Origin of the sequence: Belliella alkalica (genome assembly GCF_022549785.1) — a bacterium.
Lineage (GTDB): Bacteria > Bacteroidota > Bacteroidia > Cytophagales > Cyclobacteriaceae > Belliella > Belliella alkalica.
The window spans coordinates 1-23,528 of sequence record NZ_JAKZGO010000031.1 but is presented as its reverse complement, the minus strand read 5'-3'; the positions used below and the strand labels follow the sequence as shown (position 1 = coordinate 23,528).

Genomic DNA, 23,528 nt, shown 5'->3' with positions numbered 1-23,528 from the left:
ACATTCAATACTTTTAATCAACTGATTATTTGGAATAGGAACCCAGCTCACCCTAATGTAAATTATCAAGAAACTTAATAATCAGGAAAAAAATGGATTGGGGAAAAGGAATAGTTATAGTGATTGCTGTCTTTGTAATGCTTATGGCAGGATTAGTTACAATCTGTGTGAAGCAGGATGATATACATTTGGTTACGCAAAATTATTACGAAGAAGAAATCAAGTATCAAGACCAAATTGATAAAATTGTCAATGCAAACGCATTGGACTATGAAGTATTGACCTACAACACACAGGTCAAAAGAGTGGTGATGAACTTGCCTTTAGGCTCAAAAGGCACATTGCACTTATTCAGGCCATCAGATGCTAGGCTTGATAAGAAAATTGAATTTCAATTGATTAACCTTGATGAAAACACTGTGGATGTTTCTTCATTGAAGTCAGGCTATTGGAAGGTAAAGTTGACTTGGGAGGAGAATGGAGTAGCGTATTATGAAGAGAAAAAAATCAACATCTAAATGATTTGGACTGCATTTTTATTGGGTTTTTTGGGTTCTTTCCATTGTCTGGGAATGTGTGGGCCTATTGCTTTGGCGGTTTCTGCCAAGGATAATGCTCCTTTTCTCCGCAACAAAATCATCTATAATCTTGGAAGAACACTCACTTATTCTTTATTGGGTGCAGTCATAGGGATGATAGGATTTTCTTTGGCTTTGGCAGGAATACAGCAATGGGTTTCAATCATAATGGGAGTTGTTATTTTGTTAATGGCATTTTTTTACAAACGTTCGGAGCGGATTATTACACAGTCGGGTTTGTTTGGAGCTGTATATAAGCTGAAATCTTCTTTGGGGTATTTTTTGAAAAAAGGCGGAAGCCCAGCCTTTTTTGCATCTGGCATGTTAAATGGGCTACTACCTTGTGGGATGGTTTATATTGCACTGATTGCTTCATTGGCTTTGCAAAGTCCAATGCTAGGAACCGCATATATGTTTTTCTTTGGATTGGGAACCATTCCAATGCTGATTGGAGTGATGGTTTCTGGAAAAATCCTTTCCCTAAAAGTTCGAACCAAACTAACTTCTGCCTTGCCATACTTCGCAATGTTTATAGGTATTTTGTTTATTGTTAGAGGTTTAGGCTTGGGGATTCACTATGTGAGTCCGAAATTGCAGGTCTTTGATTACGGAAATAAACAAGTGGAGATTACGATATGTCGATAATCAATCGAGATTTTAAACTTTATTTTCTCATAAAAACCTGTTCCGTAGAATTCACGTGAGACGCCTAAAAAGGAAAGGTTTACAAAGAATTTTACATTACCACGTCTTTTTTCATGTCTTTAAGTTACCTTAAAAACGCTGCTGTGTACCTGAGGTCACTTTACTTGTTACTTGTTACTTTCAATTTTTCACTTGATTGTCTTGTCGCGTCCTGAAAATAGTTGACACTTTTATATCGATTTCCTAAATTACAAATAGCCATACAATTACCTCCTGTGTCGATAACTATCGGCATAGGACAGGGATTTTAGGGCAAATCTGTCTTGATCCTTATGTTTCATGTCTTGTCTACAATCTAAAATCTAAAATCAAAAATAACTTCCCCCTAAATAGCTTTGCTAAAACCAAATAGTTTTACCTCATTTTCCTGCATGCGTTTGTCAAACACATTGCAAATGTTTCTTAGGAAAGGAAGACCAGCAGGTAGAATCCTCAGACCGGTTGTGTTGAATTTCAAAAGACCTTCTTTTTGAAAGGTGTTGAGCTTGTTGAGGTTAGTTTTTCCTAGTTTGCAATAGAAGCTAAAATCCCATGCTACAACCTGATTGCAAATCAATTCCAAGATCAAATTTCTAATATTCACATCTTCATTACTCATTGAATGGGCTTTTTTGACATCAATAAGTCCATCGTGGGTTTGTTTTTTATATGTATCTATGTCTTTGGCGTTTTGCCTGTAACCATAATAGACATCTGAGATAGCACTGTTTCCCAACCCAATAAGGATTTTTGATGGAGAGGTAGTATAGCCCATGAAATTCCGATGTAGTGTTTTCTTGTTTTTTGCTTGATACAATGGGTCATTGCTCAATGCAAAATGGTCCATTCCTACTTCTTTGTATCCCATTGAAGCCAAGATCTCTTTCCCTTTTTCATAAAGTGCTCTTTTTTCGGTTTCCAATGGAAGGTTTTTTTCGAAACTCTTTTGTGCGGGAAATGCTGTTGGTAAGTGTGCATAACTGTAATAAGCAATTCTATCCGGTTTCAATAGAGATACTTTTTCGAAAGTATCCTTAATCGTATCGGAAGTTTGCATCGGAAGTCCATAGATCAGGTCAAAATTTATTGAATTGTAACCTATTTCCCGTGCGGTTTCTGTAGCTTCTTTGACCCGCTCAAAAGGCTGGATTCTATGGATGGCTTTCTGAACGTCTATATCAAAATCCTGGATTCCGTAGCTTACTCTCCGAAAACCTAAATCAAATAATGTCTGCAAATGCGCTCTTGTCGTATTATTTGGATGACCTTCAAAACTTAGTTCTGCATTTTTCATCAACACAGAAGTCTCAAGGATAGATGAAATCATCAAATTCAATGATTCTGGAGAAAAAAATGTAGGGGTACCACCACCTAAATGGATCCCCGCCAGTTTAGGAGATTTTTCCAATACAGCTAGGTATGCTTGCCATTCTTTGATGACTGTTTCGATGTATGAAGTCTCCACAGTGTGGTTCTTTGTGATTCGCTTGTTGCATCCACAGTAGGTGCAGAGACTTTCACAATAAGGAAGGTGAATGTATAAGGTTATGCCTTCTGAATCCCCAAAATCTTCATAAGCCAATCTGACAAGTTTGTTCCATTTGTCCTGATCCAAATCATTAGCCCAAAGTGGTACAGTGGGATAAGAAGTATATCTTGGGACAGGCACATTGTATTTTTTGAGAAGGAGGGACTTGCTTTCCATATTTGATTTAGATTACTTCACAAATTTCTCGGAATTCAGCTAGTCTTTCAATGATCAAAATTTGATGGAAAACTGATAAAAATCATATAAACAAAAAAACCTGCCAAAAACTGGCAGGTTTTATTAATGTACCATTTCGAATAGTTTATTCTACTGAAATTTGAACATCTGAAGCGACTCTACCATCAACAGAGAATCCTGGAGGTATCACTGCATTTTTTCCTTTTTTGGTCAAAAACAAAATGCAAACCAATACACCTAACAAGATTGCAGCGGTCTGTCTGTCTTCGCCTTCTTCATATACTCTTGCGCTAGTAAGTCTTACTTCAGAACCATCAACAGCCTCTACGGATTTGATTTCTACTTCTACAGAACCTTCTTTTCCAAGACCTTTTGCTTTGTTTACTCTTGTAACTTGTGCTTTAGCTTTTGCTCCCCTTCTGATAACAGTCTTGTTGTTTACTTTGACATCATCAACTACGAAGAAATCCAAGGTTTGACCAGCGATTAAGTTTTCGGAATTGATTTCTGTTGCATTTTCAACCGAAATAACTGTTCCTGCCTTTAATGAAAGAGTTTCCATGTTCTTTGAGGCAAATGACATGGTAAGCATCGAAATTGATAGCATTACGCTAAAAACTTTAACGAATCTTGAGTTTTGGATAAATTTTATCATAGTTTTCTTTTTAAGGGGTTTGATTTAATTGAAAGAGTACATTAATTTTTTTCTTTGATTGTTTTTTTGGTTTTTGTTGTATCGTTTGGCTGCTTTATAACCACCAGAAATATTTCCTATATAAAAAGCGGTAGAAAACATCCCAGTCAGTATCCCAATGCCATAATTTTCAGTTTTGAAACTTGTGTACGTTGCATAGCCTAAGAGTCCGTTGAGCACAAGTGAAGAAACCCCCGTTGTGGTATGTCCAGAATAAACATACCCTGCTCCTGGAATAATCCCCAAAAGTCCTGCTACTACCGGTTTCTTTTCCTTTAGATTGGACATCGATTCGATCGTCTGAAGGTTTTTGGTCAAATATTCTCTATAAAGGTATTCTTCCGAAACCATAGAGTAATTTGTTTTTACTTGATCGAAATCTTCCAATTGAGCATAAATATAACCTCTGAAAGCATATCTTCTATCTGATATTTCCTCCCAATCCACATCATTGTCCAGAATTTGCAAAGCTTTTTCCGGTTGGTTCAGATTGTACCAAGCTTCGCTTAGCTTCAACAGTATATGAGGGTTGTTTTCTAAATCCGTCCCAATAAGATTGTCATATTCGAAAATTATTTTCTCGTACTCTTCCAAAGACATAAGCGCCTTGAAATAATTGTACTCCAGCGTAAGATCAAGAGAAGGATCAAAAAACTTAATCCGATTATATTCAATTATCGATTCTTGATACAAATTTTTGTCAATCAAGTGAAGAAAAAATTTGATAGTGTCATTTACTTCTTTGGATGGAAATTTTTTCGAGAATTCAATTTCTTTTTTTATTACCACTTGATTGTCACTATCATCAATGAGATCTACCAATTTGTAATCGTCAGAAGAGACGGTTAGGTCATATAATTTATGTTCATGACCACATCTCATTAACCTGTCTGAAGTCATAATTAGACCTTGACCGAATCCTTTTTCTCGAAATGCCTGCATGGAGTATTTGGAGCAGCTAGGATACATTGGGCAGCTTTGGCTTCGAATATCACTGATGAATTTTTGATAAAAAGTGTACATGTCTCCAGGACTTTCGTCTTGAGAATAAGAGAAATTAAAAACAAAGAAAAATGGTAATAAAAATACAAATGTTTTCGACATTATTTAGGTGATTTCTCTATTGAATTTCGGGCAAATATATAACTATTCTTCTCTTTTAAGAAGGGTTTAAATAAGAATTTAATATTATTTAATTTTAAATAGATGATTCATTTTATTGATTATAACTATCCGCTTTCTTGTACGTAACCAAACAATGGATTGTTGGATGAACGATTTGTGGTTCTGTTTACAGTTCTCTGTTGTCTGCTGACGAGTATCAGCAACTTACAAAGCTACTTCTCACCTAACTTGCAGCATTGCGGATACTCATATTATTGATTTCTAATTTTTAGTTTGGTTAAGTTGGGCCTGTCCAAAACGATTATAAATCTTCTATGTTTATTTCCTAAATCTAGATACTACTTGTGTATTTTTGCTAAAATTAGGAGTTTAATGATAACTGAATGACAGCCATGATTTCAAGATTGGTACTTAAAAGAATTGTCAATAATTAAGGAATAAGCCATGTATCAAAAGAATTTCACCCAAAGGGATTATTCAAATCATCCAATAGAAAAAGGGGAGTATGAAAGTTGTGTCTTTAGCAATTGTGATTTTTCCAATTCAGATTTGTCAGGCATAGTGTTTATCGATTGTCAGTTCATAAGTTGTAATCTTAGCATGGCCAAGCTTTTCAAAACATCCTTCCAAGAGGTGGTATTTAGCGATTGTAAGCTGCTAGCTTTGCGGTTTGACAAGTGCGAACCTATTGGATTGGCTTTTGAGTTTTCGAATTGTGTAATTGACCATGCATCTTTTTACCAATGTAAAATCAAGAAAACAAAATTTCTCAAGTGCAGATTGATTGAAGTTGATTTTGTACAGTCAGATTTAGGAGGATCAGTTTTTGACAATTGCGATTTGTCAGGAGCTATTTTTGAACGGACAAATCTAGAAAGCTCTGATTTCAGGTCAGCTTTCAATTTTAATTTGAATCCAGAAGTAAACAGATTAAAAAAAGCTAAGTTCTCTCTTGAAGGTGTCAAAGGCTTATTGGGGAAATATGGCATAGAGATTTCCTAGACTACAGGATAGTTTTTTTGGATGAAATTGATATTTTAGGAAATCCATTAAACCCAAAATGATATGAAATCCAATCAATCAGATACTTCTAGAAGAAGTTTTTTGTTAAAATCATCCACATTTCTCACAGGTTCTATATTCTTGAATAGTATTGCCGAAGCCTTGGTCATGCATGACAATCCCGATGAAAAGATGCGTATAGCGCTCGTTGGCTTAGGGGTGAGAGGTGTCAATATGTTTGGCAGGCAGGTAAAACAGGACTATGACGATAAAATTGAATTTGTAGGCTTTTGTGATATCAATCCAGGGAGGCTAGAATTTGGCAAAAAGTATATTGGGGTAAACTGCCCGACTTTTGCAGATTTTGACAAGATGCTTGTCGAGACCAAACCAGATGTAGTTATCGTCACCACGGTAGATAATACCCACCATACTTTTATAGTAAAGGCATTGGAGTTTGGTGCTAATGTAATCACAGAAAAACCGATGACCACTGATGAGGATAAGTGCCAACAGATTTTGGATGCAGAACGCAGGACTGGGAATAAGGTGATTGTTACATTTAATTACAGATACTCTCCCCATAGACAGCGGATATACGAAATACTTCGAAATGGAGAAATTGGAGACGTAACTTCTGTAGATTTCCATTGGTATTTGGACACTTCCCATGGGGCTGATTATTTCAGAAGATGGCATGGGTTCAAAGAAAAGGGAGGGACATTGCTAGTTCATAAATCAACACATCATTTCGATTTACTCAATTGGTGGCTAGACTCTGATCCAGAAGAAGTATTTGCATATGGAGATCAGGAGTTTTATGGGAAAAATGGACCTTTCCGACATACCAATTGCCGACCATGTACCCATAAGGATAAATGTGACTTTTATTGGGACATTACCAAAAGCCAACACATGGTAGATCTTTATGTCAACAATGAGCACCATGATGGTTATCTCAGGGATGGATGTGTATTTAGGGAGGATTTGGATATTTATGATAAAATGGCTGTTCAAATTCGGTATATGAATGGAATCCAAGTGAGTTATTCTCTTACTTCCTACTCGCCTTATGAAGGATATAGGATTGCTTTCAATGGAACCAAGGGAAGGGTAGAGGCTTGGATAAAAGAAACGCAGCCATGGGAGGAAAAGGAAGTGGATGAACTCAGGTTGACCAAAAACTTTGGAGAAACAGAGATAATCAGTATACCTCATGGAAAAGGCGGTCATGGTGGAGGAGATATCAGGTTGAAAGACAAATTATTCAAAGATCCTACTATGGCGGATCCCTACAGACAATCAGCTGGCACCAGGGATGGAGCACTTTCTATTTTGGTAGGAATAGCTGCCCGAAACAGTATCGAAACCAATATGCCAGTGAAAATTGCAGACTTGACTGACATCGTATTAAAAAAATCTGGCCGCGGAGCTTAAATTTTCTTTTGTTTTTTTCTTCGTTATTCAAGTCAAAACCCCTCAATTCAATCAAAATCGATAGAATTGAGGGTTTTTCCCATTTTTCAAAAAGTGTTTTTTCAAAGGTGTTTATCAGAAATGGCACCACTATTTAGCGGTCATAGTTTTATGTGAATTCATACTAAACATGAATTTTCTAGGTTAGGCTTCCAAGTCTATATATTCCTCAACAAGTGCTACTGCCCCCGAAATTCCAGTTTCATCTAATTCAGAAATGACAATCTTAAGGTTCTCCTTTACCGATGGATAAAGGAATGACTCAAGAGTTTTATACATACTATCTTTAAAATAAGGGAATGCTTTTCTGATCGACCCACCAAAAACAATTGCTTCTGGAGCAAGTGTATAAAGGATGTTTTTGACAAGCTCTCCCAGGTGTTTACCGAATTGTGCAAAAGCATCGAGTGCCATAGGGTCACCTGCTTCAGCTAATTTTGCTAATGACTTTGGTTTTTTTCCAAATTCACTAATGAAAAACTTACTGCTGCAATAATCTTCAAATGTATTGTCTAGATATTTTACTGAGCACCATTCACCAGCTGCGGAGTTTACACCATTGTAGAGGTGATTGTTTACAATTATCCCAGCACCTAAACCTGTTCCAAGTGTGATACCGACAAGGTGCTTGTATTTTTTAGCAGTACCAAACCTGTGTTCTCCCAAAATAAAGCAATTCGCATCATTATTTACCGTAACAGGAAGATTGAATTTGTGTTCTAAAAAATCCTTCAAGCTTACTTTTCTGAAAGAAGGGATATTGCAGAGATTCAAAACTATTCCATTTTCTACATCTACCAGTCCAGGTATTCCAATGCCAATAGCTCCAATTCCATGGTGTTGGTAAGTAGCAATAAATTCAGCAATTGTCTCTAATACAATTTCTTGGCTTTCATTTGCTGGAGTAGGTACGCTTCTGATGTCAAGAAGTACTTCTCCAATCAGGACTCCTCCTTTAATATTGGTTCCGCCAATGTCTAATCCCAAAATAGGTTTATTGAATTTCATCAGAATTAATTTTGTATACAACAGGTTTGAATTAAAAAGAGAAAGTGATTGCTCACCTTCTCTTTATTTATAGGCTTGAGCGTAATGGTTTTATAAAAATCCCTCAATTGATTTTTCTAACTCACGAGCATGTGCAAGGAATTCTTCTACATTCATGTCTTTGAAGAATATTAGTCCATGACTAGAACGGACTTTAGCTGTTTCATGCAGATAGAAATAATTCTTGCCCAAGAGCAATTGTATGTCTTGAAGTTGGTTTACCCAGATTCTCTTTGCGACTGTGCTGAATTTGCCATTGTGAGAATAGCTTGGGAAAGAGGCATTTACCTGACTGAGATAACAGTTGCTAAAAGAGTCTTCCATTACCGACATGTCTCCCAAAGATACTGGGACGATTACGTTTGCTTCATGCGGTTCAAATTTGAACCACACATTCCTATACCCTATAATTCGTAACTTACTCAAATCTTCTTCTTCGCTCCACTGTCTTACTGCTTCAGCTGTAGCTTGTAACACTTTATAATGGGTGTCAGGACCTGAGCCCTCAGGGTCCAATGTAAGGCTTAGTTTGGTTGGTTTTACTTTTCGGAACATATCCAAAATAGGTTCTACATCACGCTTTTTGTCTGGCTGTTCTGTGAAGATATCACCAGTGTAGAACCCTAGCCTTAAGTGGTGAACGTTTTTTACTTGGACACCAAAATGTGCCCATACCAACTCTTCCTCAAACTCACGGATCATCCCTTTAAGCTTTTGGATTTTTGGAGGATTCTTTTCTCCGTCATACGAATTCCTCAAAATGCTGATGACATCGTTGATGGTTTCTCTTAGCTTTTGCTTGTTCTTTACTTCGAAGATGGTAATTATTGCCCTAATTACGCGATGACACAATCCACGCAATCTTTGGCTTGGATTTTCTGACGCGACATTTGTTAGGAAATGATAGACATCTTTATCAGTCTTTAGTTTGTAACCAGACTCAAAAAAGTCTTCATAATGTACCATTTGGATCTCTCCACTATCTAGAAGCTTTTTAGTATGAAGCAATGTGTCGATGACAAATGTATTGGTCACCGCTGTAAATCCAGATGTCAATACCGAGAAATGAGCTTCATTTGTGTTCTCTTGAAGTTGATTGGTGATATGTGGTAGAATACCCAAAGAGATATCATCATGGTGTGGACCCGTATGAAGCAAAACTTCATCTTGCTCTTTGGCTGTCCCTCTATTGAGCTTTTCTACCATGCTTTGCATCACTTTATTGACAGTATCTTCAGATAAGTCAGGGATCAAGGATGCGTATTTATCATTTTTCAGATCTTCAATTTTGAGACGGTGTCCGTATTTTTTCAATTTTTTACAAAGATCAACAACTGCACGTTCGGTCTTTTCCCATGTCCATTCCCCCTGTTCATAGTACGCGTCTATTGAATCTGTTAATTTTGTCGCAGCTCCTTTGGTTAGATAGAATCTTCCATTTTTTAATTTTTGCAATGAAGTCGCAGGGTATACATTGTCAAGTGGAGTCTCGAGAGATTCTTTTACAATCTGAGCTTTAGCTTCTCCAGCAGCAATTATAATTGCCACAGCATCTGGGTTATAGGTGATCGTTTCCAAACCAATTGTGATCACCAATCTATTGGCAGATACTTCGATTCCACCAAGATCTCCTGCTGCGACTGCTTGTGTTTCAAAGTTGGTTTCTGTCAATCTTGTTGTCGAAAAAATGTGGGAACCACGAGTATTGAATGCGATATGGCCATCAGGACCAATACCTCCCAAAAAGAATCCGATTCCACCTTTGTCTCTAATCTTCTGTTCGTAATCTCCACACCACTTATCAATTAAGTAAATAGATTCTTGTTGGATTTTTTCCTCAGGTGAAGTAGGCTCTCTAAATCGAAGAGAAAGGTCTACTTTTAGATCTGGAAATACTTCTTTGAAGTTTTTACCTTCAGCAAGTGGGATTTCATTTGAGTTGATTAAGATTGCATTTTCCTTACTCAAGCCAAAACCATCTAAATAGAACTTGTTCACATAGTGGTAGAAGCTGTTGTTTTGACTTGAAGAAATTGGATAAAACTCGTCAATCTGGACAAATGTAAGATCTTTTAGTACTGGCTTATTTACTTTGTCAAGTCCATATTTTTCTCTAACATCCTTTCCTTTTTTATTATCCCAATTGTCCAATAAAAATTGCGTCCATTTGATAAAATATTCTGGAGTCTTTCCTGTGGGGAGACTTATTACTCCTTTTGGGTTTAGAGATACCCATTCTAAAAATCTACATGCAGTGAGTAAACCTAATTTAGGGAAATTGTCTACCATTAAATAAGGTATCAAAGTAGAAGTGTTTACTTGTCCTGATTCTTTTTGAAAGGCTTTTTCTACAACGGATAGTGGATAATTGCTAAGCATGTGCTAAAAGGATTTTTGGTTTATAGCTTTTACATGAATCTGTGTTTAAAGAAGCTTTTTTTCTTATACAGATTCAATATGTAAATAAACAAAAAAATTAACAAAAATAATAAAGTTTTATAAAAAAATTAAAAAAGTATTTTATTCAATCAAAAAATGTTTTTTGTAAATTCTACTTTAATCTTGAGTTGGAACTCCTTAATTACTTTAAAGATTTCAACTAGTGTTACCATTTGCACTTTTGTAAGTTTCTTGATACTAACAAAATTTTCTGGTTTTTTCTTTTCTTCAATTATCATAAGTGACTGTTTTTCAAGCCGTAGAGACATTAAATAATAATAAGCATGATGAAGTTCCTGTGCTTCTTTTTCTGTAAAAACTCCTGCTTTTTGCAATGAAATGATTCTTTTTCCTGTATTTGTTTCGAATATTCTGTTTTTCAAAGCAAATATTCGAGCCAAATCCACAATTGGAGTCATGGTTTTTTTGATGTCAAAGAATTTCTCCCCTTCGATTTTGAATGTTCTGATATTTTTCAAGAAAGTAAGTGGCGGCTCAAAAAGTAAGGCATTAGTCCCCATATTCATGAAGAATCTTTCAGTAGGGTTTTGAAGTTGCAGATCCATGAAATCTTTTAATTCTTGCAATATTCTGAAATCACCATAAATTGCCCTACAGTCAAAAAAAGTCGAATATTTCATTACAGTTTCCTGCGTAGATTCTTGGATCCAGCTTTCATAATTTCTTTTCCAATGGGATAAAGAGTGAGTCCATTTGGGGTTTTTTGCCATAAATCCACCAAGGCAAAAGCTAAATCCTATATGGTCTAATGCTGTAGAGACTCGGTTAGAGAAGTCAAGAAAGTAATCCCTCACAAGTTCTCTTTGTTCATTAGCTTTGTCTTCATAAATGATGGCGTTGTCCTGATCTGTCTTCAATGTCTGCTCCCCACGACCCTCGCTACCCATTACAAAGAATACAAACTTGGCAGGTGGTGTACCTACTTCGGTTATGACGTTTTCGATTACGCGTAAAGCGATCGTATCCGAGACGGTCGTGATGATTTGGTTGATAATTTCTGATTTGAGCCCATTGGCGACAAGTTGGTGGATGATTTTTGGCACAAGTAGCCATTTTTCTCTCAGTTCATCTACATCCATAGCCTGCTTCACAGATTGGATAAAGATAAAGGGACCTTGAGATTGTTCAGTCAGTATTTTTGTTCTACTGATCCATCCAAAATATGAATTTTCATTTTTCACCAATAGATACCTAGTCTTGGTCTGAAACATCAACAATAAGGCCTCATATAAATATGCATCCCTAGAAATAGCCACAATTCCTTTATCCATGATATCTTTGATGGGGCTAGATGGATCTAATTGATTGGCTATAACCTTATCTCTTAGCGTAATGTCTGTCACAAATCCTTGGATCTCATTGGAAGAATCTCCAATAAATAGGCAGGACACCTTTTCTTTTGCCATGATTTGGGCAGCTTGAAAAATCGGAATGTCTAGCCTGCAGATTCTTAAATTCCTATAATGAAGATCACCTACTTTTTTGGAGTAGAAGCTATCAGTATTGATTTCTCTTGGTTCTATCATGATCATTTACTTACTTAGGTGAAAATACTCAAAAAAATTGTTAATCATTGTATAAAAATGTAGGTATAAAAAAAAGAGCGATGAAGATTCACCGCCCATTTTTTTTTCAACCTAATGCTGGGTATTGTTTATGCTTTTTTAACATTTATAGCATTGAGGCCTTGTTTGCCCTCTTTTACATCATAGGTTACTTTGTCATCTTGTGCAACTTTGTCAACTAATCCAGTTGCATGCACAAACACGTCTTTTTGGGACTCGTCATCGACGATAAAACCGAACCCCTTCGCGTCATTGTAGAATTTTACTGTTCCGGTAAGCATAATATATTATTAAAATATGTGGTTAAATGTTCAATAAATGTAATTAAACCTATTTTAAAAACAAAAAAATATTTTGCTAAATTGGCAAAATGAAAAAGCTTATACTAATGCGGCATGCGAAATCATCATGGGATGATCCTTTTTTGGACGACCACCAGCGTCCTTTGTCAGAGAGAGGCTTGAGAGATTGTCCACGAATGGGGCAGCGTTTGAAGAAAAGTGGAGTAATTCCAGATCTATATATTTCTTCTGATGCAGAACGGGCAAAAACAACGGCTTTGATAGTGGCAGAGCAGCTACATTTCCCAAAACATAAAATCCAGTTTACAAGGGAACTCTATCATGCAAGTTCCTCCCAAATACTAAATTGGATACGAAAGTCAGATGATAACTATATGACTTTGTTGGTTTTTGGACATAATCCTGGATTCAATGATTTGATAGAGGATTTGGGTCTTCAAATTGATAATCTGCCTACTTCAGGTCAGTTTGGTTTTGTGTTTGAAACTGACACTTGGAATAATGTCGGGCAGCGTAATGCTAAGAAGTGGTTCTATGACTTTCCGAAAAATCAATAAGTAAAAATGAAGTGTTTGCTATCTATGTCTCACTCCTGCATTTTTCACTGTATCACAGGGTAATGTTTTCAAAATATTATTTCTAAATCTATAGTTGACCGGATGGAAGATGTTCCCAAATAAGGTCCAAGGTAAGGGATAGTGAATATTTCTACCCTGTGATAAGTATGAAAGTTTTTTCAAAAATTTACTTATGAAAAATTTTTTCTCAATCTTCTTTTCTCGAGGGTGTTTGGCTGGGTAGCGTTTTAATGATGTCATATTTGTGTCAAGGAATGTAGTCATGTTCTGAAACAATTCGCTTGAAAGAGCCGAGTAGGGCCTGCCTACCCAATAGCCTGCAGATATTAGATCTTGCCAATAGTCTGGAAGCCATCTTCCTTCTACATCATAAACTCTAGCTGGACCACCTTTGATTTCTGGTCTTCCGATCAAAAAAACATTCTCGTCTACAAATGCTTGCCATACTTTATCAAAACTCACCATTGTTGCTTTCACATCATGCCAAGCACCACCATAATGATGAAGAAAATATGATCTCAAATAATCTGATTGATGTACAGCGCTAAGGTATGGATAGGCTGAGTGAAGCGGTGTATTAGTCAATACGAATTCTTGGACGTTGTCATTTGTAATCAGGCATATCGGAACCCCGATATTCTCTTGGAGCATTCTGAAGCTCAGTTTTCTAGTTTCATTCATTTCTCCTCCTCCCCAAAAACACCAAACAACTTTCAATACACCATTTTCAGTTTCTAACTTCAAAAGTTCTGATTTTGTATGAATCAATCTAGACATAGTGTTAATAATCTTTTACTTATCAAATGAAGAATCTCTCACATCTTGAATAACCTCAGAGAAAAGATTAGGATTTTCGATCAAGAATAATATTTTTTCTACAACTTCGCTGGCCGTATTCAATTGACTATTCTTCTTTAAATCCAAAAATTTCTGTAAGGATGTAAAGCTATCTTTGGAAGAGGCCCGAATATCTGATTGCATATCAGTATCTACCACACCAGGTGCCAAAGCGTAAAACTTGATTCCAGTTTTGTTAATCTCAGCTTCTCTTTGAGCGGTTTCTGTCATCATGTTGAGGGCTGCTTTTGAAGCTGAGTATCCTGACCAGCCATCGATTGCTTTCGTGGCAGCGCCTGATGTTATATTCACGACTATTCTATCAGAATTTTTTAGATCAGCGTATCTGTGTACAAATTCGTTCATCAAAAGTGCAGGAGCGATCGTGTTGATGTTGAAAATATCTCGGATATTTTTTGATTTCAGTTTTCCGAAATGTTCAATTTGTCCGATCCACCCCGCGTTATTTATTAATACAATTTTATCAAAACCTCCTTCAACAAAGATTTCATCAAAGCTTTGTCTAATCAAATCAAAATTATTGAGATCAAGTGGGATATTTTTGAAAGTTGATGATTTTGATTTGACTTCCGATCTTGAGATTCCTATAACTTGATTTTCTGAATTTAAGGAAAGCATTTCTACTAGTGCTTTTCCAATTCCTTTGCTGCTACCTGTTATGATGAATAGAGATTTCATTGTTTTGATTTTAGAACTGAAGTTATGAATATTCACTTAAAGAATAAACAGGCTGCCAAAAAAATTGACAGCCTGCTTTGACTTTAGTTTATAGGGATAAATTTGTATGGTTGAAATCCCATTTCACAGAATGTATTGGGATAAGTCTCTGTTTTTAATCAATCCACTTAATCTCTCGTTGACCATTTCTTTGGTAATCATGATTTTAGAATTAGCTTCAATCGTGTCTGGGACTTCGAATAGGTAATCATTGAGCAAATGGCTCATTACAGTATGCAGTCTTCTTGCTCCGATATTTTCCACTTCCTCATTTATTTGGAAAGCTAGTTTTGCTATTTCTCTAATGGCTTCATCATTGAAGTCAAGATATACTTCTTCTGATTCGAATAGTGCTTGATACTGTTTGGTCAAAGCATTCTTTGGGTCTTTGAGGATTCTGTAGAAGTCATCTTCTGTCAAGCTACTAAGCTCTACTCTGATCGGGAATCTACCCTGAAGTTCGGGAATCAAATCCGAAGGCTTAGCTACGTGAAAGGCTCCTGCTGCTATGAACAATACATGATCCGTGTTGATGATTCCATATTTGGTGTTCACCGCTGAACCTTCGACAATAGGTAACAAATCTCTCTGCACACCTTCTCTAGATACATCAGGACCACTTCCACCTTTACCACTTTTTGAGGCTATTTTATCGATTTCATCGATAAAAATGATTCCATTATTTTCAGCAAGTTTGATAGCTTCCTCTTTCACATCATCGAAATCTATCAGTTTGCTCGCCTCTTCTTCCAAAAGCACTTTTCGGGCCTCAGCAATGGTTAGCTTTCTCTTTTTGGTTTTTTTGGGCATCATACCACTTAACATATCTTGGATTCCAGCCATGCTAGCGTCATCCATCATGCCATTTCCAATCATGCCTATTCCTACCGGAGAGCTTTGCTTGACATTGATTTCAATTTTGCGATCTTCAAGTTCACCGTTTCTGAGTTTTTCCCTGAAGCGGTCTCTCGTTCTTTCATTCAATTCCTCATCAGAAGAGCTTTCGGGATTGAATTCTGTTGCCGATGTATTGATGTTTCTGGTAAACCCAGCGGACTTTACAGGAGGAATTAATATGTCCAAAATAGCCTCTTCAACTGCTGCTGCTGCTTTTTCTTTAACTTCTTCGTTTTTCTGTGCTTGCACAAGATGCACTGATTGCTCTACCAAGTCTCTCACCATGCTTTCCACATCTCGACCTACATAACCAACCTCAGTAAACTTTGACGCTTCTACTTTGGTAAATGGGGCATTTGCTATTTTTGCCAACCTTCTTGCTATCTCCGTTTTTCCTACTCCTGTAGAGCCAATCATCAAGATATTGTTTGGCACGATGTCTTTTTGTATTTCTGTTTTGACCATCAAACGTCTGATTCTATTTCTCAGCGCTATGGCTACATTTCTTTTTGCATCATGTTGACCTATAATATATTTGTCAAGCTCTGCTACAATTTGCTTCGGTGTTAAATCTTTAAAATCACTTCTCATATTTTCTTAACGTTAAAACGTTTTTCATTAATAATTACTTTGGCAGCCTCTACTACTTGAGTTGTCTGAGGGTCTTGAAAGATTATTGGATATCCACCAATAATGCTTTTTTTCAAGTCTTTCAGAATCACATTCAAAAGTGTCGAAATTAAATTTATCTGTGATATTTTGGAGAGGGAAATAGGAAAATCAGCTGCCACCCAAAAGCCCTTATTAGGATAAAACATCAAAGTGAATTTTTGGTTTTGACAATGATCACTTTCTATTGACCTATCAGAAACAAATTGTAGCTCCTGATAGATCAGAATGACGTTTTTGGATATTTATTTCAGTTTGAATTGCTTTCACTTGTAAATGTGAACTTCATCGGATCATCGACTTTTGCTTTCATCAAAGCAATTTCCAATACATCTTCTACCTTATCGACAAAATGGAAGGTGATTCCTTTGATGTACTGCTCATCAATTTCATCGATGTCTCTTTTGTTTTTCTGACAAAGTATGATTTCTTTAAGCCCAGCTCTTCGTGCTGCCAGTATTTTTTCTTTTATGCCACCAACAGGCATCACTTTGCCTCTCAAAGTAATCTCACCTGTCATGGCTATTTTGTTTTTTACTTTTCTCTGAGTGAACAGAGATGCCATTGCTGTAAGCATTGTGATACCAGCAGATGGGCCATCTTTTGGAACGGCTCCAGCAGGTACGTGTATATGCAAATCATATTGATCAAATACACGGTAATCAATCCCTAATTTCTCAGCTTTTGATTTCAAATAGGAGAGTGCTGTCATTGCGGATTCTTTCATTACATCTCCGAGCTGTCCTGATAATGTCAACTTACCTTTTCCTCTGCTCAATGCAGTCTCTATGAAAAGGATTTCTCCCCCTACAGATGTCCAGGCCAATCCCGTAACAACTCCAGCCACACTATTGTCTTGGTAGATTTCTTTGTCAAAAATTTCTCCTCCCAAAATTTTTCTTACTGCTTCTGTGGTTACTTTCTTATCATATTCCTCCTCCATTGCGATGGATTTGGTGATGTTTCTGACTACTTTCCCTATTGCTCGTTCAAGACTTCTGACTCCAGATTCTCGTGTGTAGTCTTCGATGATTTTTATGATTGCATTTTTATCGAAGCTTATGTCAGAGGCTTTGAGGCCATGTTCTTTCCTCTGTTTTGGGATCAAATGTTTTTTTGCTATTTCTAGCTTTTCTTCCATAGTATACCCAGTCACTTCGATGATTTCCATCCTGTCTCGCAACGCAGGCTGTATGGAGTCTAGTGAGTTAGCTGTTGCAATGAAAAGGACCTTTGAAAGGTCATACTCCACTTCAAGATAGTTGTCGATAAATGTGCTATTTTGCTCTGGGTCCAAAACCTCAAGGAATGCGGATGATGGATCACCTCTAAAATCAGAACTCAATTTGTCAATTTCATCCAATACATAGACAGGGTTGCTGGTTTTGACCTTCTTCATATTTTGAATGATTTTTCCAGGCATTGCACCAACATAGGTTTTTCTATGACCACGAATCTCTGCTTCATCATGGACACCACCAAGCGACATCCTGATGTATTTTCTTCCCAAAGCTTTAGCAATGGATCTCCCAAGGGATGTTTTACCCACTCCTGGAGGGCCATAAAGACATAATATTGGCCCCTTCAAGTCATTTTTCAGCTTGAGTACTGCCAAGTACTCAATGACCCTTTCTTTTACTTTTTCGAGGCCATGGTGGTCTTTATCCAAAATAGATTTGGCTCTTTTCAAGTCAAAATTATCCACTGTAAACTCGTTCCAAGGAAGCTCTACAAGTGTCTCGGCATAGTTGAGCGCTATAGGGTACTCTGCAGCAGAGGGATTGATTCTAAGTATTTTGTCTAGTTCTTTTTCGAAATGCTGAGCAACTGACTTCGGCCAATTTTTAACGGCGCCTTTTATTCTCAGTTCTTCAACTTCTTTTTCTGGACCTTCTTCTCCCAGCTCGGTTTGAAGTACCTTCATTTGCTGTCTAAGGAAATAGTCTCGCTGCTGCTGATCAATATCAGTATGTACTTTTCTATGGATCTCACTTTTCAATTCTAGCATTTGGATATCCTTCATCATGAATTCCAAAAGTAGGGTTGCTCTCTCGACACCATCATTGATTTCCAATAGTTTTTGTTTGGATTCAACTGGGGCATTGATGTTTGAAGAAAGGAAATGTGTCAAAAATGCTGTGTTGTCAATATTGTCAAGAGCTACTTGTGCCTCACGGGGGATTTCCGGATTGAGATGTAATATTTTTGCAGCAGCATCTTTTAGAGACTCTTCAAGAGCATCGATTTTTTTGCTATTTTTTGGGAATGTTTCTTCTAAATATTCCACTTTAGCAGTGAAATATGGGTCTTCTGTGAGCGTTTCAGTGATTTTAAAACGCTTTTTCCCTTGGATGATTATTGTAGTATTACCATCTGGCAACACAATCATTTTAATGATTTTTGCTAAAGTTCCTACATGGTAAATGTCGTCCCAGGAGGGGTCATCATTGTTGGGGTTGATTTGAGCACAAACACCAATTAATTTATCTCCCTTTTGAGCTTTTTTAACTAGTTTGATTGAACGTTGTCTACCTACGGTGATAGGAATAACTACTCCTGGAAACAAAACAGTATTTCTTACCGAAAGAATTGGAATGTCAGAAGCGTAATTTTCATGTTGGTTGATATCATCACCTTCATCATCTGTAATCAATTGGATAAGGTCACCCTCACCAGCATAATCTCCTACCATTAATGATTGATATAATTGATTTTCAAAATTGTTCATATAGACAATATGACAGTCAAACTGTCACGTTATTTTTAAAATAAGAAAGAACCCCCAATTTAAGAAGGTTCTTCCAATTAATTCAAGCCTTGTGCCAAGGTTATTTATTTGGCAATTTGTCAGGGATGGTTAGAGTAGATCTAGGTCTATTTCCAGGATATATCCAGAATCATCCACAAAATAAACTTTATTATTCCTTTCAAATATTGTTTTTAAGTTAGTTCGGTAATAATAGCTAAATAAGTTAGGAAAGGTTCTTATGTTTAGTTCTTTGGTAAAAGGATCAAATTGAAGAAGCATCCCGTTATTAGTAAGTAGAGAAGGACTACCGTCTAGATATATGATATTTGAGCGATATGAGAAGAAAGTGTTGTTGATTTCTCCAGAAACATTTATCCAATCACCTGAACTTGGATCAAGCTTTACTAACTGAACACTATTTAACAAAGTACTCTTGAATGCATAAGTTTCCCCATTGTCATTGAAGCTTATGTAAGCTGAAGTGTTGGAGGTTTCACCTAGTTTTTCCCATTCATTTTTAGCTAAGTCAAATTGCCATTTCTCTGTGTACTGATTAGGTTTACCGTTGTGGTAGGAAATATCCGCTGTTAATTTTCCATTCATAAAAGTCGTCCCTAAAAAGATACCAGCTGAACTTGGGAAATCAGCCAGCCTAGAAATACTGTTCGTCTTTGAATCAAATATATAAGTCCTGCTGATAGTTTGGGGAAAACTAAGGGTGGAGGAGCCTAAGATTGCTCTACCATTGTCAATATATTGAACAAAAAGATTGCCTAATCCTATCGTATTCGGAATATTAAGATTGAGTGCTGAAATAGTTTTGTTTTGGTGATTTATTTGCTGGATAATATTGTCATACATTAGGTAGTTTTTCTCCTCAAATTGTAAGACATAAAGTTCATCTTCAAATCTCCTTGGCAACTTTAAATATGGTACTATAGGATCAGTTAGTGTGATTTTAATTTTGTTTTTCGAGATAACTCCAAGACTTTTTGCGGAAATCTCAAACTCTCTACCCAACTCTAAAGCTTGGTCTTTGAAATATGTAAAGTCGAAAGTCTGAAGATTTATACTTGATTCATTGATTTCGGAAGCATAAAATAGGTCTGTTAGTGGAATTCTATCATTTATCAAAAGCTTATTGGGATAGAAAATATTGAAATTTGTTCCAAATACTTTAAAAACATCATTAGCTTTTATGCTAAATGATTGGTTCTCCTTCAACTCAGTTGGATTTACCAAGAATAGGTTATTCAAATTGTACTCTTCCCCTCTGATTGTGAATTTTATTGTGGGGTTTGTGGAGTTTAAATCTGATGGTAAAATCATTGCTATAGTGTCATTGCTGATATAGTTTGGGAGTAATTGTTTTTCGTTTCCTTCTTCGTCAATATACAGGGGGTAATCTTTGGCTGAATATAAAAATGTGCCTGTAACTATGGCTTCTTCATTGAAATTGTAAGTTCTTGGGTTTTGAAGATTGAAGGTGGGTTTTTGAAATGAAAATGCTTTTTTGATAGAAGAGGATTTATCAAAAACTTTGACACCGAGCCTTAGTTCTTTCTCAGAAAAAACATTATTTATATAGTCGAATTCATGTGGCAGCAAAAACTTGAACCCGTGCTCATTAGTTTCAAAAACTTCGACTTCAATAGTATTGCTGATAGTTACGAGATAGTTTTCTTTGAATCGGCTAAAGCCTGTCCCTGAGACCTTGATAGTGTCCAAGAAATATAAAGGTTCAGGGAATTCAATACTTGATATTGTAAAACCTTTACTTCCTCTGCTATCGAATTCAGTACTTTCAGAAAAAGTATATCCTCTACTTGACTTTAGGTATGCTACCACATAATATGTTTTGTTTTCTTGCAATGAATGATTTCCAATCAAAGTAAATCTTCTTGATGGTGAACCTTGCGCACTAATAGTTTCCGCATTTTCAGGTCTCGGGTTTGGATCTGTAGAATACATGAATCCATATTCTTCAATGCCAAGTTTACCCAGTTCATATATTTCGCTACTGAATTCTACACCTTGTGAATTTATCTGTCCGATAAATGGAGTGCTAAAATTTGGACTGGTAAATTCTAACTCCATATCTTTATTGCAGGAAGCAAAAATCCCAATAATCATCAAATAAACTACTATAATATTCTTTTTCATAATATCAGAGTTTAATGCCTAGGCTAAATGTGAAAAATTGACGACTGATTTTATCAGCATCAGGGTGTAGGATTAGTGTTTGAAAGTTTGGAGTATGGCCAATTATACTTTCTATTATAAACTTGTTTTTTACAATTGCTCCTAGCTTAACAATAGGTGATAGATTAAAACTAGATACAGAGCCTATTTGAGATGGTCTGATTGATTCGTATTGAGTACTTCTGTCGAAATTACCAATAACCCCATGGTGACTTTTACTAGAATGAATAGATGTCATCATCCCAATCCCTACATATGGTTTGAATGCAGAAAATGAGGTGTAGGAATAATTGATGGTGACAGGGAGATTTATTGCTAATATTTTAAATTCTTCTTTGGATGAGATAGTTGATGCGCTATTTTCTTGAACAGCAATAAGTTCAGAGTTTGACTGATTTAAAAGGAGAGCAATGTCTAAATTGAATTTTTTGTTTTTAGGATTAGTGCTTCTTATTCTAGCTTGTGCTAGCACTCCTAGAGAAGTGTTGAAAATGCTACTTGCTTTCAATTGATTATTGTTCATAGAAGAGTATTGGAAAACGCCCCCTAATCCTACAAAGAAATCAGTTTCAAAAGATTGTTTATAGTAGCTCGTATATTTTTCGCTTTCGCAATGATGATGTTCTCTGAGTATTGCTGTTAATGTTTTGTTATCCATACTAAAAGCTTTGTATGGAAAACCATCTTCTATTTTACAAAGCCCAGCAGTGATGGCGAAAATTGTATTGTAATTTTCCCTTTTGGCGGCTTCACCTGAGTTAGGATTTAGATAAATCAAATCACCATAATAATCAATGATGATATATTGGTCATTTGATTTATACAGTGACAATTTTCCTTCAAATAGCTTTTGGATAAATACCCCAGTTTTGATTTTAGTTTGCTGTACAAAGTAACTGCCATCTTTTAGACGAAAACCTAAAAGATTTTCTGTGGTATATGTCTTTCGATTTCCATTTTGATCTTCATAAATTACAGAGGTGATTTCATTGTTTTGGTCAAAAGAAATCATTCCCATCAGGTTCTCAGCATCTTTGGTGATGATGTTTCCTTTTGAGGAAAATGTGTTTTGGGACATTGCTGATTTACTTCCAAAAATCAGCAGAATAAATATGAGAAAGGGTTTGATGGATTGATCCATTTCGATTGCCTAAGGATAGAGATTTATGAAAATAATTAGTGATAATTTGGGGATAATAATTAAAGGCTTGGATCAAATTTGAATAAGGTACTTGAATTTCCGAAATCATTTGAGTAAGGATAATAGTAATAATCACCAATCGATGTCCCTAAATGGAAATATTGATTACCAATATCTATTATTTCCATCGATAGGTCTTTCATGTCAATAGAATATCCTGCATGATTATCACCAAAATATACTTTATCACCGATAACTGCCCCTTGATTGAATCTATCAAAATATACCATATGGCTAAAAGTCTTTAAACGTACCCATTGATTAGTTGTAGGGTTGAATTTGGATAATTCGGTCCCATTTGGGTTTTGATAATTTCCGGAAATACCATAAGTTTCACCATTATATTCAAATGGAATCACAATAAATGATTTTGGGTTGTTTATGTTATTTATTCGTGTCCAATTTTGATTAGAAATATTATATTTCAAAATGTGGTTTTTGTAAACGTGTCGGTTGTTTTCGAATTCACTACTGGAAGCTAATACGTAGATTTCATTGCTAATTGCAAAGTAGGATAATAAGCGAAGTGATTCTGATGGGATTTTGGGAAGTTCTGTGATCGAATTCGTAGTTGGTGAATACACAAAGAATTTATTATCTGAGAAGTTATTTGAATAATTAGTTAGATTAAAATATAAATTACCTTGATTTTCGATAATCATATCACCATAATTATGGTTATAGAACATCGCTGGAATAGAAGCTTTTGTTGTATTGGTTTTTGATTTTGGGTCTATTTCAATAATATTATTGTTGAACTAAACCTCCTTCGTCGGTAGTATTTACATTATCTTCAAGTGGTTGATTTTTTGGTATTTATCGTAAATTTACACCATGTTAAATCATTAATTTATATCATCATGGAAAAAAAAGTTTGCGTCAAAGGATGTATGAAGAGATGTCTTATCGGCATTACTCTCCAAGAAGTATCAAGACATATCTAAGTCTTGTAAGTGTTGTTTCAGGTCACTTCGGAAAGAGTCCCGATTTGATCAGTA

20 protein-coding genes are annotated in these 23,528 nt (G+C 36.0%); 5 read left to right on the top strand and 15 right to left on the bottom strand.

The genetic code is table 11. The features are described 5' to 3' along the window. The first annotated feature begins 92 nt into the window (after positions 1-92). Together MM213_RS20090 and MM213_RS20085 are read left to right on the top strand one after the other, a co-directional pair. Positions 93-518, top strand: coding sequence for a FixH family protein (locus MM213_RS20090; RefSeq protein WP_241414677.1), 426 nt, complete (start codon positions 93-95; stop codon positions 516-518). Continuing rightward, complete coding sequence (locus MM213_RS20085; RefSeq protein WP_241414676.1) at positions 519-1,223, top strand: sulfite exporter TauE/SafE family protein; 705 nt, start codon at positions 519-521, stop codon at positions 1,221-1,223. A 385-nt stretch (positions 1,224-1,608) separates the two neighbouring features. Here MM213_RS20085 and hemN read toward each other — a convergent pair whose 3' ends face one another. From hemN to yidD, 3 genes are all read right to left on the bottom strand, one after another. Beyond that, on the bottom strand, positions 1,609-2,967 hold the full coding sequence (hemN, locus tag MM213_RS20080; protein WP_241414675.1) for an oxygen-independent coproporphyrinogen III oxidase: 1,359 nt from the start codon (positions 2,965-2,967) through the stop codon (positions 1,609-1,611). A 145-nt stretch (positions 2,968-3,112) separates the two neighbouring features. Continuing rightward, positions 3,113-3,643 carry a hypothetical protein gene (locus MM213_RS20075; RefSeq protein ID WP_241275428.1) on the bottom strand — a complete coding sequence of 177 codons (531 nt, stop codon included), beginning with the start codon at positions 3,641-3,643 and terminating at the stop codon, positions 3,113-3,115. Between the two features lie 24 nt (positions 3,644-3,667). After that, entirely contained in the window at positions 3,668-4,786 is a 1,119-nt protein-coding gene (yidD, locus tag MM213_RS20070) for a membrane protein insertion efficiency factor YidD (RefSeq protein ID WP_241414674.1), read from the bottom strand. A 465-nt stretch (positions 4,787-5,251) separates the two neighbouring features. On the opposite strand from yidD, the gene MM213_RS20065 reads away from it, so the two are divergent. Both MM213_RS20065 and MM213_RS20060 read left to right on the top strand, forming a co-directional pair. Further along, positions 5,252-5,809, top strand: coding sequence for a pentapeptide repeat-containing protein (locus tag MM213_RS20065; protein ID WP_241414673.1), 558 nt, complete (start codon positions 5,252-5,254; stop codon positions 5,807-5,809). Positions 5,810-5,872: 63 nt separating this feature from the next. Beyond that, positions 5,873-7,246: a Gfo/Idh/MocA family oxidoreductase gene (locus tag MM213_RS20060; protein ID WP_241414672.1), complete on the top strand. Its 1,374-nt coding sequence runs from the start codon at positions 5,873-5,875 to the stop codon at positions 7,244-7,246. Between the two features lie 183 nt (positions 7,247-7,429). On the opposite strand, the gene MM213_RS20055 is transcribed toward MM213_RS20060, so the two are convergent. The 4 genes from MM213_RS20055 to MM213_RS20040 all read right to left on the bottom strand — a co-directional run bounded on the left by MM213_RS20055 (position 7,430) and on the right by MM213_RS20040 (position 12,638). Then, the gene (locus MM213_RS20055) at positions 7,430-8,293 is read right to left on the bottom strand and encodes an ROK family protein (protein WP_241414671.1); all 864 of its coding nucleotides are present in this window, start codon (positions 8,291-8,293) and stop codon (positions 7,430-7,432) included. 90 nt (positions 8,294-8,383) lie between these two features. Beyond that, positions 8,384-10,711 carry a glucosamine-6-phosphate isomerase gene (locus MM213_RS20050; protein ID WP_241414670.1) on the bottom strand — a complete coding sequence of 776 codons (2,328 nt, stop codon included), beginning with the start codon at positions 10,709-10,711 and terminating at the stop codon, positions 8,384-8,386. A 149-nt stretch (positions 10,712-10,860) separates the two neighbouring features. Further along, positions 10,861-12,318, bottom strand: a complete 1,458-nt coding sequence (locus tag MM213_RS20045) for a DUF294 nucleotidyltransferase-like domain-containing protein (protein WP_241414685.1) — start codon at positions 12,316-12,318, stop codon at positions 10,861-10,863. A gap of 128 nt (positions 12,319-12,446) precedes the next feature. After that, positions 12,447-12,638, bottom strand: a complete 192-nt coding sequence (locus MM213_RS20040) for a cold-shock protein (RefSeq protein WP_241275435.1) — start codon at positions 12,636-12,638, stop codon at positions 12,447-12,449. Between the two features lie 89 nt (positions 12,639-12,727). Between MM213_RS20040 and MM213_RS20035 the strand changes: the two genes are divergently transcribed. Beyond that, complete coding sequence (locus MM213_RS20035; protein WP_241414669.1) at positions 12,728-13,216, top strand: SixA phosphatase family protein; 489 nt, start codon at positions 12,728-12,730, stop codon at positions 13,214-13,216. A gap of 18 nt (positions 13,217-13,234) precedes the next feature. On the opposite strand, the gene MM213_RS20030 is transcribed toward MM213_RS20035, so the two are convergent. The 8 genes from MM213_RS20030 to MM213_RS19995 all read right to left on the bottom strand — a co-directional run bounded on the left by MM213_RS20030 (position 13,235) and on the right by MM213_RS19995 (position 23,192). Continuing rightward, positions 13,235-14,014: a capsular polysaccharide synthesis protein gene (locus MM213_RS20030; protein WP_241414668.1), complete on the bottom strand. Its 780-nt coding sequence runs from the start codon at positions 14,012-14,014 to the stop codon at positions 13,235-13,237. Between the two features lie 15 nt (positions 14,015-14,029). Next, the gene (locus MM213_RS20025) at positions 14,030-14,773 is read right to left on the bottom strand and encodes an SDR family NAD(P)-dependent oxidoreductase (RefSeq protein ID WP_241414667.1); all 744 of its coding nucleotides are present in this window, start codon (positions 14,771-14,773) and stop codon (positions 14,030-14,032) included. A gap of 123 nt (positions 14,774-14,896) precedes the next feature. Next, positions 14,897-16,300 (bottom strand): ATP-dependent protease ATPase subunit HslU, encoded by a 1,404-nt coding sequence (hslU, locus tag MM213_RS20020; protein WP_241414666.1) that lies wholly within the window; start codon positions 16,298-16,300, stop codon positions 14,897-14,899. Further along, positions 16,297-16,527 carry a hypothetical protein gene (locus tag MM213_RS20015; RefSeq protein WP_241414665.1) on the bottom strand — a complete coding sequence of 77 codons (231 nt, stop codon included), beginning with the start codon at positions 16,525-16,527 and terminating at the stop codon, positions 16,297-16,299. The genes hslU and MM213_RS20015 overlap by 4 nt, the downstream gene beginning before the upstream one ends. Before the next feature lie 101 nt (positions 16,528-16,628). Further along, positions 16,629-19,106: an endopeptidase La gene (lon, locus tag MM213_RS20010; RefSeq protein WP_241414664.1), complete on the bottom strand. Its 2,478-nt coding sequence runs from the start codon at positions 19,104-19,106 to the stop codon at positions 16,629-16,631. A 129-nt stretch (positions 19,107-19,235) separates the two neighbouring features. Next, positions 19,236-21,290 carry a Kelch repeat-containing protein gene (locus tag MM213_RS20005; RefSeq protein ID WP_241414663.1) on the bottom strand — a complete coding sequence of 685 codons (2,055 nt, stop codon included), beginning with the start codon at positions 21,288-21,290 and terminating at the stop codon, positions 19,236-19,238. A 4-nt stretch (positions 21,291-21,294) separates the two neighbouring features. Further along, on the bottom strand, positions 21,295-22,470 hold the full coding sequence (locus MM213_RS20000; protein ID WP_241414662.1) for a hypothetical protein: 1,176 nt from the start codon (positions 22,468-22,470) through the stop codon (positions 21,295-21,297). 59 nt (positions 22,471-22,529) lie between these two features. After that, a complete protein-coding gene (locus MM213_RS19995) occupies positions 22,530-23,192 on the bottom strand; it encodes a Kelch repeat-containing protein (protein ID WP_241414661.1) in 663 nt (220 codons plus the stop codon). Positions 23,193-23,528: the final 336 nt, after the last annotated feature.

Excerpts from the sequence above, each read along its gene's own strand:
- MM213_RS20015 (WP_241414665.1), bottom strand. The coding sequence starts at position 16,527 with ATGTTTTATCCTAATAAGGGCTTTTGGGTGGCAGCTGATTTTCCTATT.
- MM213_RS20055 (WP_241414671.1), bottom strand. The coding sequence starts at position 8,293 with ATGAAATTCAATAAACCTATTTTGGGATTAGACATTGGCGGAACCAAT.
- hemN (WP_241414675.1), bottom strand. The coding sequence starts at position 2,967 with ATGGAAAGCAAGTCCCTCCTTCTCAAAAAATACAATGTGCCTGTCCCA.
- MM213_RS20085 (WP_241414676.1), top strand. The coding sequence starts at position 519 with ATGATTTGGACTGCATTTTTATTGGGTTTTTTGGGTTCTTTCCATTGT.
- MM213_RS20060 (WP_241414672.1), top strand. The coding sequence starts at position 5,873 with ATGAAATCCAATCAATCAGATACTTCTAGAAGAAGTTTTTTGTTAAAA.
- MM213_RS20025 (WP_241414667.1), bottom strand. The coding sequence starts at position 14,773 with ATGAAATCTCTATTCATCATAACAGGTAGCAGCAAAGGAATTGGAAAA.
- yidD (WP_241414674.1), bottom strand. The coding sequence starts at position 4,786 with ATGTCGAAAACATTTGTATTTTTATTACCATTTTTCTTTGTTTTTAAT.
- MM213_RS20075 (WP_241275428.1), bottom strand. The coding sequence starts at position 3,643 with ATGATAAAATTTATCCAAAACTCAAGATTCGTTAAAGTTTTTAGCGTA.
- hslU (WP_241414666.1), bottom strand. The coding sequence starts at position 16,300 with ATGAGAAGTGATTTTAAAGATTTAACACCGAAGCAAATTGTAGCAGAG.
- MM213_RS20030 (WP_241414668.1), bottom strand. The coding sequence starts at position 14,014 with ATGTCTAGATTGATTCATACAAAATCAGAACTTTTGAAGTTAGAAACT.
- MM213_RS20000 (WP_241414662.1), bottom strand. The coding sequence starts at position 22,470 with ATGGATCAATCCATCAAACCCTTTCTCATATTTATTCTGCTGATTTTT.
- MM213_RS20035 (WP_241414669.1), top strand. The coding sequence starts at position 12,728 with ATGAAAAAGCTTATACTAATGCGGCATGCGAAATCATCATGGGATGAT.
- MM213_RS20090 (WP_241414677.1), top strand. The coding sequence starts at position 93 with ATGGATTGGGGAAAAGGAATAGTTATAGTGATTGCTGTCTTTGTAATG.
- MM213_RS20050 (WP_241414670.1), bottom strand. The coding sequence starts at position 10,711 with ATGCTTAGCAATTATCCACTATCCGTTGTAGAAAAAGCCTTTCAAAAA.
- MM213_RS20040 (WP_241275435.1), bottom strand. The coding sequence starts at position 12,638 with ATGCTTACCGGAACAGTAAAATTCTACAATGACGCGAAGGGGTTCGGT.
- lon (WP_241414664.1), bottom strand. The coding sequence starts at position 19,106 with ATGAACAATTTTGAAAATCAATTATATCAATCATTAATGGTAGGAGAT.
- MM213_RS19995 (WP_241414661.1), bottom strand. The coding sequence starts at position 23,192 with ATGATTATCGAAAATCAAGGTAATTTATATTTTAATCTAACTAATTAT.
- MM213_RS20005 (WP_241414663.1), bottom strand. The coding sequence starts at position 21,290 with ATGAAAAAGAATATTATAGTAGTTTATTTGATGATTATTGGGATTTTT.
- MM213_RS20045 (WP_241414685.1), bottom strand. The coding sequence starts at position 12,318 with ATGATAGAACCAAGAGAAATCAATACTGATAGCTTCTACTCCAAAAAA.
- MM213_RS20065 (WP_241414673.1), top strand. The coding sequence starts at position 5,252 with ATGTATCAAAAGAATTTCACCCAAAGGGATTATTCAAATCATCCAATA.